This is a genomic window from Nocardia salmonicida NBRC 13393, from assembly GCF_001613085.1.
In the GTDB taxonomy this organism is placed as follows: Bacteria; Actinomycetota; Actinomycetes; order Mycobacteriales; family Mycobacteriaceae; genus Nocardia; species Nocardia salmonicida.
Genome location: NZ_BDBR01000005.1, coordinates 278,370 through 292,781, shown reverse-complemented (window position 1 = coordinate 292,781; position 14,412 = coordinate 278,370). Strand labels below are relative to the sequence as shown.

The following is a 14,412-nucleotide window of genomic DNA, read 5'->3' as shown; positions in this document are numbered from 1 at the left end:
TCAGAACTGGCCCTGGTCCTCGGCTTCGAGTACGCGGAACTCGGTGCCGGCCGGGGCCATTTCGGTCAGCCTGCCGAAGTAGACGCCGTAGGCGGCGGGATCGATGATGCCGAAGTGGATGGGGATCGCGGTGCGTGGATTGACCGCGCGTAGGTAGTCGACGGTGTCCCAGATCCGCATCCACGGGGCGACGGCGGGGATGGCGAGCACGCCCACCGGGACCGGCGGCACCCACAGCGAGTCGCCGGGGTGGACCAGCTGGGCGGGGTCCGACGCGGTGCCGAGCTGGAAGACGGTGTTGTCGACCACCGGGATCTCCGGATGGATCACCGCGTGCCTGCCACCGCCGCCGGTGATCTGTAACTCGCCGATGTCGAGCACCTGACCAGCCGAAACCGGCTCCCAGCCCTCGCTGCGCTGCTGCGCGGTCTGCGGATCCGACAGCAGGCGGGCGCCGGGATTGTGCTCGATGAGCTCGCCGATCCGGTTCGGATCGATGTGATCGGGGTGCTGGTGGGTCACCGCGATCGCGTCCAAGCCGGTGATGCCCTCGAATCCGTGCGCGAAGGTGCCGGGGTCGAACAGCACTTTCACGCCGTGCAGTTCCACGAGGATGCAGGAATGTCCGAAGTGGGCGATGCGCATACCCGATGCTAAGCCGCCGTGACCCCGGAACGCGGGCACGACGTCCCTGTCAACTAGGATTTCTGGGGTAACCCACACACCACTTGAGGAGCAACGCGTGGCACGAGTCGTGGTCGAGGTCATGCCGAAGGCCGAGATTCTGGACCCCCAGGGGCAGGCCGTGGTCGGCGCGCTCCCGCGTTTGGGATTCGCCGGGATCTCGGATGTGCGGCAGGGCAAGCGATTCGAGCTCGAGGTGGACGACAGTGTGTCGGACGCCCAGCTCGAGCAGATCGCCGAGGCGCTGCTGGCGAACACGGTGATCGAGGACTGGAAGGTCGTTCGGGTCTCGTGAGCGCTCGCATTGGCGTTATTACTTTCCCCGGGACGCTCGACGATGTCGATGCCGCTCGGGCGGTTCGGTTGGCCGGCGCCGAGGCTGTGAGCCTGTGGCATGCCGATGCCGATATCAAGGGCGTCGACGCTGTCATCGTGCCCGGTGGATTCTCCTACGGGGATTACCTGCGGTGCGGGGCAATCGCGCGGTTCGCGCCGGTGATGGGCGAGGTCGTTCGCGCCGCCGGGCAGGGGCTGCCGGTGCTCGGTATCTGCAACGGCTTCCAGGTTCTGTGCGAAGCCGGGCTGCTGCCGGGTGCGCTGACCCGCAACGAGGGACTGCACTTCATCTGCCGGGACGAGTGGTTGAAGGTCGAGGGGACCGATACCGCGTGGAGTTCGCGGTATGAGCCGGGTGCGCAGATCCTTGTTCCGCTGAAGTCGGGCGAGGGGCGTTTCCAGGCTTCGGAGAAGGTGCTCGACGAGCTCGAGGGCGAAGGTCGCGTGGTGTTCCGGTACGCGGGTGAGAACCCGAACGGATCGCAGCGCGGGATCGCCGGAATTTCCTCGGCCAACGGGCGGGTTGTCGGTTTGATGCCGCACCCCGAGCACGCCACCGAGGCATTGACCGGACCGAGCGATGACGGTCTCGGAATGTTCTTCTCGGTGATCGATAGTTTTGTCGGGGCCTGATTACTCGGTAGTCCCCGGTCGGCACTAGAGGGTGTCGATGATGTCGAAGTCGACCCCGTTCGCCATTGCCAGGTGGGCGGGGCCGACTGCTTGATTGCCGAGGAAACCGCGGCGGGCGGCCGGTCCGTCCAGCACCAGACCGGTTTCCGTCGCGGCGGAGATGGTTGCCACGTCGAGGGTGCCTGTTGCTTCGGACATGGCGTTCAGCAGGTGGATCGCTTCGTAGGTGGAGTTGCTGAAAGTGGTCAGCGCCGGGGCGAATCGGCCCTGGTGGCGATGGTAGCGGGCGCGCCGGGATCGGCCCTCGGTGGTGTTGTTGTCGAGGAAGAAGCTCGAGGCCACGTAGAGGTTGGTGTTCGCCGACGGGCCCGCGCTGAGTAGGACGTTCTCGTCGACCGCAGGGCTGAGGCGGGGCATCACGGCGGGGAGGCCGGTGGCGGTGAACTGCCGGTTGAAGCGGGCTGTGTCGGCGCCGACCATGAGGATCAGGACGGCATCGGCGAGCAGGAGCGTGGGGTTCTCCAGGAAACGGCGGAAATCGGTGGTGCCGAGGGGGACGTAGTGCTCGAGGATGATGTCGTACGGGTTGGGCAGGGTCCGGCGCAGGGCACGAGCTGTTCGGCGAGGCCAGATGTAGTCGTTGCCGATCACCGCCCAGCGACGCACTCCGAGTTCGCGGGCCATCCAGGCCGCCGCGGGAACTGTTTGGTGGTCGGGGTGTTCGCCGACCAGCAGGACGCCAGGGCGTTCGTCGGGCAGGCCCTCGTGGTCGGTGGCGTAGAGATAGGGGACGCGGGCGTCCACGGCCGTGGCAACCGCCCGCCGCACCGCAGAGGTGTGCCAGCCGGTGATCGCGCCGACCATTCCGGTGGCGAGGAAGGCCCCCACTTCGTCCGCCACCTCGTGTGGTTCGCGACCGCCGTCGATGGTGGTGAGGTGTATTTCTCGGCCGAGAATTCCTGTGCCGCTATTGATTTCGTCTACGGCCAGGGAAATCGCGGCGGTACACGATGGTGCGATGATGCCGCCAGGGCCCTGCGTGGGGACGATCGAGAGAATCTCGATCGTTTCATCCCGGCTCTGACCATAGAAAGGCACTCTGTACTCTATCGCCTAGCGCGAACAGGATTGTTCTAATGAATTTCTCGGCAGGTGGGAATGCAATCGGTGTCCATCATAAGTGGGTATTCCACGCTGCACGGGGCCCTGCGCTCCGCGGAGCGTAACTGGGTAGGTCGGCTCGAATCGGCGCTGTCGGCTGACAATCTCACGGCCGACCACTGGGCGATCCTGTCGCAGTTGTCCACCGACGACGGGATGACCATGTCGGAACTGGCCGCCCAGGCGCGGCTGGCCCCGTCCTCGGCCACCCGGCATGCGGACAACCTGGCCGAACGCGGGCTGATCTTCCGGGTCGCCGCCACCGACGATCGACGTCGGATCCTGATCGGGTTGAGCAGCCTCGGCGCCAAATTGGCCGCCAGGATCCGCGCGCAGGAAAAGCTCGCGGAGGACGAACTGCGCTCGCGCCTCGGGATTCGCCGCTACGGCGAATTACTGGCCGCGCTCGCGGTTGTCGCCGAACGCGACGACTGATCCGAGCGCGGTATTCCGGGGCGGGATGCCGGGGCGCGGCATCGTGCCTAGGATCGCAGGATGCCGGTTTCCTTGACAGCGGCCACGGCCAGCGGATTGTGTGCCTTCATCGATGCGTCACCCTCGCCGTTCCATGTGTGTGCGACGGTGGCGGCCGAGCTGGACGGCAACGGGTTCACGCCGTTGACCGAGGCGTCGGCGTGGGACGACGCGGGCGGGAAACACTATGTGGTGCGCGGTGGTTCGCTGATCGCGTGGGCTGACTACGACGCCGTGCCCGCCGCTCCCTTCCGGGTGGTCGGCGCGCATACCGACAGCCCCAATCTGCGGGTGAAGCAGCATCCCGACCTCGCGGGGTCCGGGTGGCAATTGGTCGGGCTCGAGCCGTACGGCGGGGCCTGGCTGAACTCCTGGCTGGACCGGGAGCTCGGTCTCTCGGGGCGGCTCAGTGTGCGCGAGGGCGCGCGGATGCGCGATGTGCTGGTGCGCATCGACGAGCCGATCCTGCGGGTGCCGCAGCTGGCCATTCACCTGTCCGAAGACCGTCGCGGGGTCACCCTCGACCCGCAACGGCACGTGAACGCGATCTGGGGGATCGGCGACGCGCCCGCGCCGTTCCTGGACTTCGTCGCCGAGCGGGCCGGGGTGAGCGGCGCCGATGTGCTCGGGTGGGAACTCATGACCCACGACCTCGCGTCGAGCACGATCGTCGGCCGCGATCTCGATCTGGTGAGCGCGCCGCGGCTCGACAATCAGGGCACCTGCTACGCCGGATTGCAGGCGTTCCTCGCGGCGGCCGACGAGCCGGGGGCGGCGACGGCGGTGCTGGTGATGTTCGACCACGAGGAGGTCGGGAGCCAGTCCGATCGTGGGGCGCAGTCGGATCTGCTGCCCGCGGTGCTGGAGCGGATCGTGCTGGCTCGGGGTGGTGGGCGTGCCGATTACCTTGCCGCGCTTGCCGGTTCGGTGGTCGCCTCCGGCGATATGGCGCACGCGACGCACCCGAACTATCCGGACCGGCACGAGCCCGCGCATCGCATCGTGGTCGGCGGTGGACCGGTGCTCAAGGTGAATCAGAACCTGCGCTACGCCACCGACGCGGCGGGCGCAGGCGCGTTCGCGCTCGCCTGTGCGCAGGCCGAGGTGCCGTTGCAACGCTATGTCCACCGCGCCGATCTGCCGTGCGGCTCGACCATCGGCCCGATGACGGCCGCCCGCACGGGGATGTCGACCGTCGATGTCGGCGCACCCCAGCTCGCCATGCACTCGTGCCGCGAACTCATGGGCGCCGCCGACGTGCCCGCCTATGCTTCGGCTCTCGCGGCGTTCCTGACCCCGGAAGCGACGGACTGACCGACTCGGCCTGGCTCAGTTCGTCGCGAGTTCCGAGGTCGCCGAAGGCTTTCGGGCCGGGCGGTAGGTGATCACCGCGTACACGACCACGGCGAACGTGGTCCACACATAACTGCTGCCGATGATCTGCTGCCACCAGGCCCAGGCGAGTTCCTTGTCGCCCGAATGCGGCAGAACCCACTGCGGGCCGACGATGAACATCAGTGTGAACAAGATGACAACGGTGGTGAAGGCGCGGGAGCGGCGGCGCACGGCCAGGCTCACGGCGACGACCAGCGCGGGGGCCACCCAGACCCAGTGATGCGACCACGACACCGGCGAGACCAACAACACCGCGGCCGCGTTCACCAGTAGCGCGCCGACATCGTTGCCCGCGCCGATCAGGCGGTACATCCAGACCGAGGCCAGCGCGATCGTCAGCGCGGACAGGCCGAGCCACAGCCCCGTTGCCAGCGATTCGTCCATGCCGAGGCGGAACAGCGTGCCCTTGATCGACTGGTTGCCCGCGAAGTAGGGGGTGCCGATGCGGCCGGTGTCGGAGACGGTGTGGAACCAGTATTCGACCGAGTCCTTCGGGAACAGCAGGAAGCCGACGCCCACCGCGGCCGCGGCCGACGCGACCATGGTGGCCGCGGCTTTCCAGTCTCGGCGGAGCAGGAAATACAGCAGGTAGCCGGCCGGAATCAGCTTGATCGACACCGCGATGCCGATCAGCATCCCGCGTGGCCAGAAGGGCTTGCGCACGAGAATGTCGAGGGCGACCGCGGCCATCAGGATCAGATTGATCTGGCCGAAGTTGAAGGTCTGGCGGACCGGTTCCAGGAACTGGGCCAGGCCGAGCCCGGCGATCAACACGGTGAGGACCGAGATGCGGTCGAGTTCGGGACGCACGCGAACCAGTACCAGCCACAGCACGATGGCCAGGCTCGCCAGCGAGGTCGACAGCACGACGACCTCGGCGACCACCAGCGGCATCAGGGCCAGCGGCACGAAGAACATCGCGGCCAGCGGGGGATAGGTGAACGGCAGGCCGAGGCCGTGGACCGGCGGCATCGGGCCGTACAGGTCGCCGCCGTCGAGCCACACGCGCGCGCCGTTGCGGTAGACCTGCAGGTCGATGAACCCGTGCCACCAGTGCGCGAGGAGCGCGACGGCCGCGGAGACGACGAACAGTCCGACGGCCGCGGTCAGCCGGCGACGTTGACGCTCCACGTGGTCGGGATCGGGAATACGCGGCTCGACCTGCTCGGCAACCCCCGGACTTTCGTTCACGGCGCCAGAGTAACGGGTACTCCGATGCCCCAGCCGCAAGTGTGACCAGACCGAATCCGGCCGCCTCCCCAGCGTGAGGGCAGGACGGGCGGCAGGCGGCTACCCCGCAACCATTAGACTCTGCAGATCAAGTTCCCCCCGGCCGAAAGGACCCTGGTCTCCCGTGACACTGCAGGTCGACACCGTCGCTACCGCCGCAGCCACCCCGGATGCTCCGCAGCCGTACAAGGAACTCGGTCTCAAAGACGACGAGTACGCCCGCATCAAGGAAATTCTGGGCCGTCGGCCCACTGATGCCGAGCTGGCGATGTACTCGGTGATGTGGAGCGAGCACTGCTCCTACAAGTCCTCCAAGGTGCACCTTCGCTACTTCGGTGAAACCACCACCGACGAGATGAAGGCTTCCATGCTGGCCGGGATCGGCGAGAACGCCGGCGTGGTCGACATCGGCGACGGCTGGGCCGTCACCTTCAAGGTGGAGAGCCACAACCACCCCTCCTACGTGGAGCCGTATCAGGGCGCGGCCACCGGCGTCGGCGGCATCGTGCGCGACATCATGGCCATGGGCGCGCGCCCGATCGCGGTGATGGACCAGCTGCGCTTCGGCGCGGCGGACGCCCCCGACACCCGTCGCGTGGTCGACGGTGTGGTGCGCGGCGTCGGCGGTTACGGCAACTCGCTCGGCCTGCCCAATGTCGGCGGCGAGACCGTCTTCGATGCCTCCTACCAGGGCAACCCCCTCGTGAACGCGCTGTGCGCGGGCGCGATGCGCGTGGAAGACCTGCACCTGGCCTTCGCCTCGGGCAACGGCAACCGGATCATCCTGTTCGGTGCGCGCACCGGCCTGGACGGCATCGGCGGCGTGTCCGTGCTCGCCTCGGACTCCTTCTCCGGCGACGAGTCCGGCACCGGCCGCAAGAAGCTGCCCGCCGTGCAGGTGGGCGACCCGTTCACCGAGAAGGTGCTCATCGAGTGCTGTCTCGACCTGTACGCGGCCGGGCTGGTCGTCGGTATCCAGGACCTCGGCGGCGCCGGGCTGTCGTGTGCCACGTCCGAACTCGCCGCGGCGGGCGACGGCGGCATGCACATCGACCTGACCAGGGTTCCGCTGCGCGCCAAGAACATGACCCCCGCCGAGATCCTGTCGAGTGAATCGCAGGAGCGCATGTGCGCGGTCGTGACGCCGGAGAACGTGGACGCGTTCATGGCCGTCTGCAAGAAGTGGGACGTGCTGGCCACCGACATCGGTGAGGTCACCGACGGCGACCACCTCGTCATCACCTGGCACGGCGAGACCGTGGTCGACGTGCCGCCGCGCACCGTGGCCCACGAGGGCCCGGTCTACGAGCGCCCCGTGCAGCGTCCCGACACCCAGGACGCGCTGATCGCCGATACCACCGCCACCCTGACCCGGCCGAAGACCGGCGACGAGCTGCGCGAGACCTTGTTCACGATGATCGCCAGCCCGCAGCTGTGCAGCCGCAAGTGGATCACCGAGCAGTACGACCGCTACGTGCGCGGCAACACCGTGCTGGCCGAGCACGCCGACGCGGGCGTCGTCCGCATCGACGAGTCCTCGGGCCGCGGTATCGCCCTGGCCACCGACGCGTCGGGCCGCTACACCAAGCTCGACCCGTACACCGGCGCGCAGCTGGCGCTGGCCGAGGCGTTCCGCAATGTCGCCACCACCGGCGCCACCCCCAAAGCGGTCACCAACTGCCTGAACTTCGGTTCGCCGGAGGATCCGGGCGTGATGTGGCAGTTCCAGCAGGCCGTGCGCGGTCTGGCGGATGGTTGTGCGGCCCTGGGCATTCCGGTGACCGGCGGCAACGTGAGCTTCTACAACCAGACCGGCAAGGACGCCATCCTGCCCACCCCGGTGGTCGGCGTGCTCGGCGTGATCGACGATGTGCACCGCCGCATCCCGACCGGCCTCGGCCTCGAGCCGGGCGAGTCGCTGATCCTGCTCGGCGAGACCCGCGACGAGCTGGACGGCTCGATCTGGTCGCAGGTGGTCCACGATCACCTCGGTGGCGTGCCGCCGCGGGTCGACTTCGCTCGCGAGCAGCTGCTCTCGGAGGTGCTCACCTCGGGTTCGCGCGACGGCATGATCTCCGCCGCGCACGACCTGTCCGAGGGTGGTCTGGCGCAGACCGTCATCGAGGCGGCGCTGGCAGGCGAAACCGGCTGCCGCATCGTGCTTCCCGAGGGTTCGGACCCGTTCGTGCAGCTGTTCTCCGAGTCGGCGGGCCGCGTGCTCGTCGCGGTGCCGCGTTCGGAGGAGACCCGGTTCACCAAGATGTGCGACGCGCGGCAGCTGCCGTGGGTGCGCATCGGCGTGGTGGACCAGGGTTCGGATTCGGTCGAGGTGCAGGGGCAGTTCTCCGTGACACTCGCCGAATTGCGTGAGGCATTCGAAGGCACGCTGCCTAAGCTGTTCGGAGCGCATACCGCCTGATCAACCGGACGAGGAGTCGAGCTTGACCACTGAGAGTACGGGCTCGACTTCTCTGTCCGCGGCGCGCGAGGACCCCGCGCACAACAACCTCTTCGTCCGGGGAATTCACCTGGTGGAGAGGTTTTTTCATCCGGATTACGTCGGCCTGATCGTGGCCACGATGTTCTTCGGACTGTCGCTGACACCCTCGCTGCTTCCGCGTGACTGGTTCTTCCAGGGACTGCTCAGCGGGATCAACGCCACGATCGGCTACGGGCTCGGCTGCGCGCTGTCCTGGGTCTGGCGCAAGTGGATCGCGCCCCGGATCACCTGGCCCGCCCAGGTCTCGTCGGCCTGGAGCCGACGGCCCGGCTGGCTGCTGGTGGCGGTGAAGGGCGCGATCGTGGTGGCGTGCCTGGTCTTCGCGGTGCTGATGAGCATCAAGTCCTCGCAGTGGCAGCGCGAGATCACCGATCTGATGGGAATGGCACCGGTGTCCGACGCCGGGTATCCGCGCACGGTGTTGCTCGGCGCGGTGGTGGTGGGTCTGCTGATCTGGATCTCGCGTCTGGTGGTTCGGCTGGTGCGCACGGTGGCGCGCGCGCTGAACCAGTGGGTGCGGATTCCGGCTTCGTTCGCGCGGCCGCTCGGGGCGATCGTCGTGCTGGTGGCCGCGGTGCTGTTGTTCAACGGTGTGCTGGCGAAAGGCTTTTTCGCCGTGGCCAACTCGGCGTTCAGCGCGCGCAACAGCCATACCTCGCCGAACGCGGTCCAGCCGACGCTGCCCGAACGTTCCGGTAGCCCCGACTCGTTGGCCAAGTGGGAAACGCTGGGCTCGGAGGGCCGATGGTTCGTGGCGAACGCGCCGACCGCCCTCGCGATCGGCGAGGTCACCGGAAAGCCCGCACGCGAACCGATCCGGGTCTACGCGGGCCTGGAATCCGCGGACGGCGTCGAGGCGCAGACCGATGTGGCCGTCGCCGAACTGGAGCGCACCAAGGCTTTCGAACGCGAAGTGCTCGTGGTGATCAGTACCACCGGCACCGGCTGGGTCGATACGGCCAGCGCCGAGGCGGTCGAGCTGATGTTCGGCGGCGACACCGCGCTGGTGGCGACGCAGTACTCGTATCTGCCCAGCGCGTTGTCGTTCCTGTCCGACCGGGACAAGTCGATGACCATGGGGCGCACGCTGTTCGACAAGGTGTACGACCGCTGGTCGGCGCTGCCCGAAGACGCGAGGCCCAAGCTGCTCGTCTACGGCGAGAGCCTCGGTTCGCAGGGGTCGGAGGGCGCGTTCTCCGGTCTGGCCGATATCCGCAACCGCACCGACGGCGTGCTGTGGGTGGGGCCGCCCAACTCCAACCGGCTGTGGTCGGAATTCGTGACCAGGCGCGATCCCGGCACCGAGGAGATCACCCCGATCTACGCCGACGGAATGTCGGTGCGGTTCGCCGCGAGCGCCGATCAGCTGGCCCGGCCGACGCCGGTCTGGAACGACCCGCGCATCGTCTACCTGCAGCATGCCTCCGATCCGGTGGTGTGGTGGTCGCCGGATCTGCTGTTCAGCAGTCCGGACTGGTTGCGGGAGAAGCGCGGACCCGATGTGTCACCGGCGATGTCGTGGTATCCGATCGTCACGTTCTGGCAGGTGGCGGCGGATCTGCCCCGCGCGCAGACGGTGTCGGACGGGCACGGTCACAACTACGGCAATCTGCTGCCCGACGCGTGGGCCGCGGTGGCCCAACCACCGGACTACACACCGGAATTGGCTGCTCGGATCAGCGCGTTCATCGAAGAATCCATGGCCACCGAGCGTGAGTTGAAGTGACGAACCGCGCGGCGCCGAACCCCTCGATCGGCGCCGCGCGGTGGGGGTTCACGACACCGATTTGAACGGATTGTGTTCGGCGATCAGCTGTTCCAGCCGCGCTTCGTCGATCCGGCCGATCAGTGACTGGGTCTCCTGCTGGTCGCGCACGACCTTGGCCAGGGTGAAGCAGCTCGTCACCAGGAACAGGCCCGACATCGCCAGGAACGCGCGCTGCCAGCCGTCCAGCGGCAGGTAGGCGATTCCGGCGCCGGTCCCGAACAGGCTGACAGCGAAAGCGATCGCGGCCTGGGCCATGTAGGCCGAGGTGTTCTTCGGCTTGGTGTTTGTGCTCATGGTTCTCAGTGTGCGCGGCCACGGCGTCGCGATCGCGCGTACAACTACTCGAGCGCGGTACGTAGTTTGTGAGCGGCTCCGCAGTGACAAATCCGGTGATTGTCGGTAGCGGCGGCCATACTGAGGCGGTGACCGAGCGCGCTTCGACTTCTGCGATGCTGCGTGCGCGCGGCGGCGTTGTCGTGCGGCGCGTGGAGGCCGTGGTCGATCTGAATTATGTCGGATTGGTGCTGGCGACGCTGTTTTTCGGGCTGTCGGTGACGCCCTCGCTGGTGCCGCGTGACTGGCTGTTCCAGGGTCTGATCAGCGGAATCAACGCCGCGATCGGGTACGGGCTCGGCTGCGTGCTCGAATGGGTGTTCCGGCGGTGGGTGCGGTCCCGGATTCCGATTCCGAGCCCGTCCGATCGGGTCCGATACGTGCTCAAGGCGATCTTGCTGGTGGGATGCGCGCTGGTCGCTGCGGTGATGCTGGTGCAGTCGGCGCGATGGCAGCGCGAGATCACCTCGCTGATGGGGATGGCCGGGACCACCACGCCCGCGTATCTGCGCACCGGGCTGCTCAGCGTGGCTGTCGGGGTGGCCGTGGTCGCCGCGTATCGGACGGTGCGCGTGCTGGTGCTCGGGCTGGCTCGTCAGCTCAATCGGTGGGTGCGGGTGCCGCGAGAACTGGCGCCTGCCGCCGGGTTGCTGGTGCTGGTCGTTCTCACGGTGACGATGGTCAACGGTGTCGCCTCGCAGGCGTTCTTCGCGGTGGCCAACTCGGCGTTCAGCGTGCGCAACGACCGGACCACACCGTACGCGGTGCAGCCGGTCGCGCCGGAGCGTTCGGGGAGCCCCGAGTCGCTCGCGCCGTGGCAGACGCTGGGGTTCGAGGGGCGGTGGTTCGTGTCCAACGGTCCGAGCGCGGCCGCGATCACCGAGGTGACGGGGAAGCCCGCGCGCGAACCCGTTCGGGCGTACGTGGGGTTGGAGTCGATGGCCAAGGGGCAGACCGCGGCGCAATTGGCCGTCGCCGAGCTCGAGCGGACCCGCGCCTTCGACCGGGAGGCGATGGTGGTGGTCACGACTACCGGAACCGGGTGGGTCAACGGGATGGCCGCGGCGGCCGTGGAATACCTCTACGGCGGCGATACGGCGATCGTCGCGACGCAGTTCTCGTATCTGCCCAGCGTGCTCTCGTTCCTGTCGGACCGGGAGAAGGCGGCCGCGGCCAGCCGGGAGCTGTTCGACGCGGTGTACGAGCGGTGGTCGGCGCAGCCGGAAGGGCATCGGCCGAAGTTGTTCGTCTACGGGGAGAGCCTGGGTTCGCAGGGGTCGGAGGAGGCCTTCGACGGGTTGGCCGAACTGCGCGAGGAGGTCGATGGAGCGTTGTGGGTCGGCCCGCCGAACTCGAATCGGTTGTGGCGGCAGTTCGTCGATCGTCGCGATCCGGGCTCGCCCGAGGTGGCGCCGGTGTACGCGGACGGGCTCGTCGTGCGCTTCGCCGATGACGCGACGGATTTCGACAGTGCGGAGCCGTGGCGCGAACCCCGCATCGCCTACCTGCAACATCCCTCCGATCCCATCGTGTGGTGGTCGGCCGATCTGATCTTCACGCAGCCGGATTGGTTGAGCGAGCCACGCGGTTCCGATGTGTCGACCCAGATGCGGTGGGCGCCTTTCGTGACGTTCTGGCAGGTCACGGCCGATCTCACGAACGCACAGGGGGTCGTCGACGGGCACGGGCACCGGTACGGGAGTTTGGTGCTGGACGGATGGTTAGCCGTCGCGGCGCCGCCAGGGGTGGACGGCACTGTCATCGAAAGGATCCGTGCCGCGCTGGAATCAGCGGAAACCTACGAGCGCGAGGTGAAGTGAGGCGACTCGAAAGTGCTGCGGCGCTGATTCTTCCACTGCTGTGGAGCAACCGGATCCTGCCGGCTCTCGATCTGCCCTTGCGTGGCCGTACCGTGGCGAACACGGCTTTCGCGACGGGATATACCAAGCTCTTTCGTGGTAGCCCGAACTGGTTGTCGCCCAGCGGTTTCCGGTGGGGTCTCGGCAGCGCGGGCATCGTCCTCATCGGCTACGCCGTTGCTCTGGCGATCCCGTCCCTGCGACGCCTCCCACTCGAAATCGCCATCCGCGCACCAGAGACCTCGACCCTCGAATGGATTGCCCTCCACATCCCCGTCGGTACCGTCCTGGCCGAAGAAGCGATCTTTCGAGGGACTCTCGATCCCTTGCTCGCCGAGAGCGTCGGCCAACCGGCTCCCGTGATCAGCGGCCTCGAATTCGGCCTCTGGCACATCCAACCGGCAAGAGCCGCAGAAGATCCGGTATTTCCAACGGTCGCGGCCACCACCCTGGCCGGGCTCGTCTTCACCGAACTTCGCCGTCGGTCGGGCAGTGCCACCGCACCCGCGCTCCTGCATCTTGCGATCAATGCCGGGGGAGCGCTCGCGCCCGCCGCCGCCCGGTGGGTCGACGGGCTGCGGCGCTAGCGCGGCTCAGGCTGTGGCGACGAAACCGGCGACGGCCTCGGTGAAGGCGTCGTTGTCGTCGCCCGCGGCGGTGTGGGCGGCCGTGCTGATCTCGGCGAGGCGGGCGTGCGGTGCGAGAGCGAGGAAGGCCGCGGCGCCCTCGTCGCTGACGACATCGGACTTGCCGCCGCGGATCAGCAGGACCGGGATGGTCAGGGCCTCGGCTGCGGCCTCCATCTCGACGATGCGAGCGTCCGGGTCTTCGTTGACGTCGCTGATCAGGTCGGGGTCCCAGTGCCAGTACCAGCGGCCGTCGCGCTCGCGCAGGTTGCGCAGGAGGCCGTCTGCGTTGTCGGGGCGCGGGCGGTGCGGCAGGTAGGCGGCGACCGCGTCGGCCACCTGGTCGAGGGTGTCGAAGCCGTCGCGGTGCTTGCCGAGGAAGTCCATGACGCGGCTCACGCCCGCGGATTCCGAGCGGGGCACGATGTCGACCAGAACGAGCGCGCGGATCGCGCTGCCACCCGGTCTCGCCGTGGCGAGCAGCCCCGTGATCCCGCCCATGCTCGCCCCGACGACCACCGCGCCCGCGTCCGGCGTCGCACCGAGCTGTTCGAGGACGGCGTGCAGGTCGCCCACCATCGCGGTCCTGCCGTAGTCGGCGGTCGGCGACCAATCGCTCTCACCGTGCCCACGCGCGTCCACGGTGACGACCCGCATCCCCGCCGCCGCGAGCGCCCGCCCGGTCCGCTTCCACGAATACCGGTTCTGCCCACCGCCGTGCAGCATCACGACCAACGGGCCGTTCTCGGCACCGAAGCTGTCGGCGACCAGGGTGAGCCCGTCAGCACTGCGCAATCGCAACGTGGTCGGCTCGAGGGGACCGGTGACACTCATAGGACGAATGTACGACGCGGCTCACGTTCCGGCATCGCCGGGCTTTCGATCGGTCGGCGGTGTTGCCGTGTCAGCTGGCGGACTCGGTCCAGCTCAGGTATTCGGCGTCGTGGATGCTCGGGCGCCGGAGTGTCACCGGCCCTCGGTAGCGTCTCGGGGTATGGCTGGACGGAATGTGGTTGATCCCGCGCAGGTGCGGGCGGCTGTGTTGGACGTGGGGGAGTGGTTGCGGGATCCGGCGTTGCCGGTGCCGGGGCGGCGGGAGTTGGGGGCGGCGGTGAAGGGGACGGTGCGGGCGTTGGCGGGGAGTGCGCCGGGGCATTCGGTGGAGGTTCGGGTGCCGCCGTTCGTGGCCGTGCAGTGCATCGAGGGGCCTCGGCATACCAGGGGGAACCCGCCGAATGTGGTGGAGACCGATCCGCGGACGTGGTTGTTGCTGGCCACGGGGCTGTTGACGTTCGAGGCGGCGGCCGAGTCCGGTGCGTTGACGGCCTCGGGAACCAGGGCGGGAGAGATCGCGGGGTGGCTGCCGATCGTGGCGTTGCCCGGGCGGCCGGACCCGGCTGCCGGATAGCGGCA

14 protein-coding genes are annotated in these 14,412 nt (G+C 68.2%); 9 read left to right on the top strand and 5 right to left on the bottom strand.

Annotation, left to right across the window (positions count from 1 at the left end; translation table 11 throughout):
- Positions 1-645, bottom strand: a complete 645-nt coding sequence (locus NS1_RS06955; protein ID WP_062982678.1) for an MBL fold metallo-hydrolase — start codon at positions 643-645, stop codon at positions 1-3.
- Between the two features lie 97 nt (positions 646-742).
- On the opposite strand from NS1_RS06955, the gene purS reads away from it, so the two are divergent.
- Together purS and purQ are read left to right on the top strand one after the other, a co-directional pair.
- Positions 743-979 (top strand): phosphoribosylformylglycinamidine synthase subunit PurS, encoded by a 237-nt coding sequence (gene purS / locus NS1_RS06950; protein WP_056818769.1) that lies wholly within the window; start codon positions 743-745, stop codon positions 977-979.
- Positions 976-1,653 (top strand): phosphoribosylformylglycinamidine synthase subunit PurQ, encoded by a 678-nt coding sequence (gene purQ / locus NS1_RS06945; RefSeq protein WP_062982675.1) that lies wholly within the window; start codon positions 976-978, stop codon positions 1,651-1,653. Before purS ends, purQ begins: the two co-directional genes overlap by 4 nt.
- A 24-nt stretch (positions 1,654-1,677) precedes the next feature.
- On the opposite strand, the gene NS1_RS06940 is transcribed toward purQ, so the two are convergent.
- Positions 1,678-2,751, bottom strand: a complete 1,074-nt coding sequence (locus tag NS1_RS06940) for a substrate-binding domain-containing protein (protein ID WP_062982673.1) — start codon at positions 2,749-2,751, stop codon at positions 1,678-1,680.
- A gap of 60 nt (positions 2,752-2,811) precedes the next feature.
- Between NS1_RS06940 and NS1_RS06935 the strand changes: the two genes are divergently transcribed.
- Entirely contained in the window at positions 2,812-3,249 is a 438-nt protein-coding gene (locus NS1_RS06935; protein ID WP_056818763.1) for a MarR family winged helix-turn-helix transcriptional regulator, read from the top strand.
- A 60-nt stretch (positions 3,250-3,309) separates the two neighbouring features.
- A complete protein-coding gene (locus tag NS1_RS06930) occupies positions 3,310-4,602 on the top strand; it encodes a M18 family aminopeptidase (protein WP_062982671.1) in 1,293 nt (430 codons plus the stop codon).
- 15 nt (positions 4,603-4,617) lie between these two features.
- On the opposite strand, the gene NS1_RS06925 is transcribed toward NS1_RS06930, so the two are convergent.
- Positions 4,618-5,874: a glycosyltransferase 87 family protein gene (locus NS1_RS06925; protein ID WP_084503563.1), complete on the bottom strand. Its 1,257-nt coding sequence runs from the start codon at positions 5,872-5,874 to the stop codon at positions 4,618-4,620.
- Positions 5,875-6,037: 163 nt separating this feature from the next.
- On the opposite strand from NS1_RS06925, the gene purL reads away from it, so the two are divergent.
- Both purL and NS1_RS06915 read left to right on the top strand, forming a co-directional pair.
- Positions 6,038-8,332, top strand: a complete 2,295-nt coding sequence (gene purL, locus NS1_RS06920; RefSeq protein WP_056818760.1) for a phosphoribosylformylglycinamidine synthase subunit PurL — start codon at positions 6,038-6,040, stop codon at positions 8,330-8,332.
- Between the two features lie 22 nt (positions 8,333-8,354).
- A complete protein-coding gene (locus NS1_RS06915; RefSeq protein WP_307618690.1) occupies positions 8,355-10,139 on the top strand; it encodes an alpha/beta hydrolase in 1,785 nt (594 codons plus the stop codon).
- 48 nt (positions 10,140-10,187) lie between these two features.
- On the opposite strand, the gene NS1_RS06910 is transcribed toward NS1_RS06915, so the two are convergent.
- A complete protein-coding gene (locus NS1_RS06910; protein ID WP_056818759.1) occupies positions 10,188-10,475 on the bottom strand; it encodes a YiaA/YiaB family inner membrane protein in 288 nt (95 codons plus the stop codon).
- Between the two features lie 128 nt (positions 10,476-10,603).
- On the opposite strand from NS1_RS06910, the gene NS1_RS06905 reads away from it, so the two are divergent.
- The gene (locus NS1_RS06905; RefSeq protein WP_444980722.1) at positions 10,604-12,334 is read left to right on the top strand and encodes an alpha/beta hydrolase; all 1,731 of its coding nucleotides are present in this window, start codon (positions 10,604-10,606) and stop codon (positions 12,332-12,334) included.
- Positions 12,331-12,960: a CPBP family intramembrane glutamic endopeptidase gene (locus NS1_RS06900; protein ID WP_062982667.1), complete on the top strand. Its 630-nt coding sequence runs from the start codon at positions 12,331-12,333 to the stop codon at positions 12,958-12,960. Before NS1_RS06905 ends, NS1_RS06900 begins: the two co-directional genes overlap by 4 nt.
- A gap of 6 nt (positions 12,961-12,966) precedes the next feature.
- Here the strand turns inward: NS1_RS06900 and NS1_RS06895 are convergent, their stop codons facing one another.
- Positions 12,967-13,833 carry an alpha/beta fold hydrolase gene (locus tag NS1_RS06895; protein WP_056818754.1) on the bottom strand — a complete coding sequence of 289 codons (867 nt, stop codon included), beginning with the start codon at positions 13,831-13,833 and terminating at the stop codon, positions 12,967-12,969.
- Positions 13,834-13,993: 160 nt separating this feature from the next.
- Here NS1_RS06895 and NS1_RS06890 point away from each other — a divergent pair, with 160 nt between their 5' ends.
- Positions 13,994-14,407 carry a sterol carrier family protein gene (locus NS1_RS06890; RefSeq protein ID WP_062982665.1) on the top strand — a complete coding sequence of 138 codons (414 nt, stop codon included), beginning with the start codon at positions 13,994-13,996 and terminating at the stop codon, positions 14,405-14,407.
- Positions 14,408-14,412: the final 5 nt, after the last annotated feature.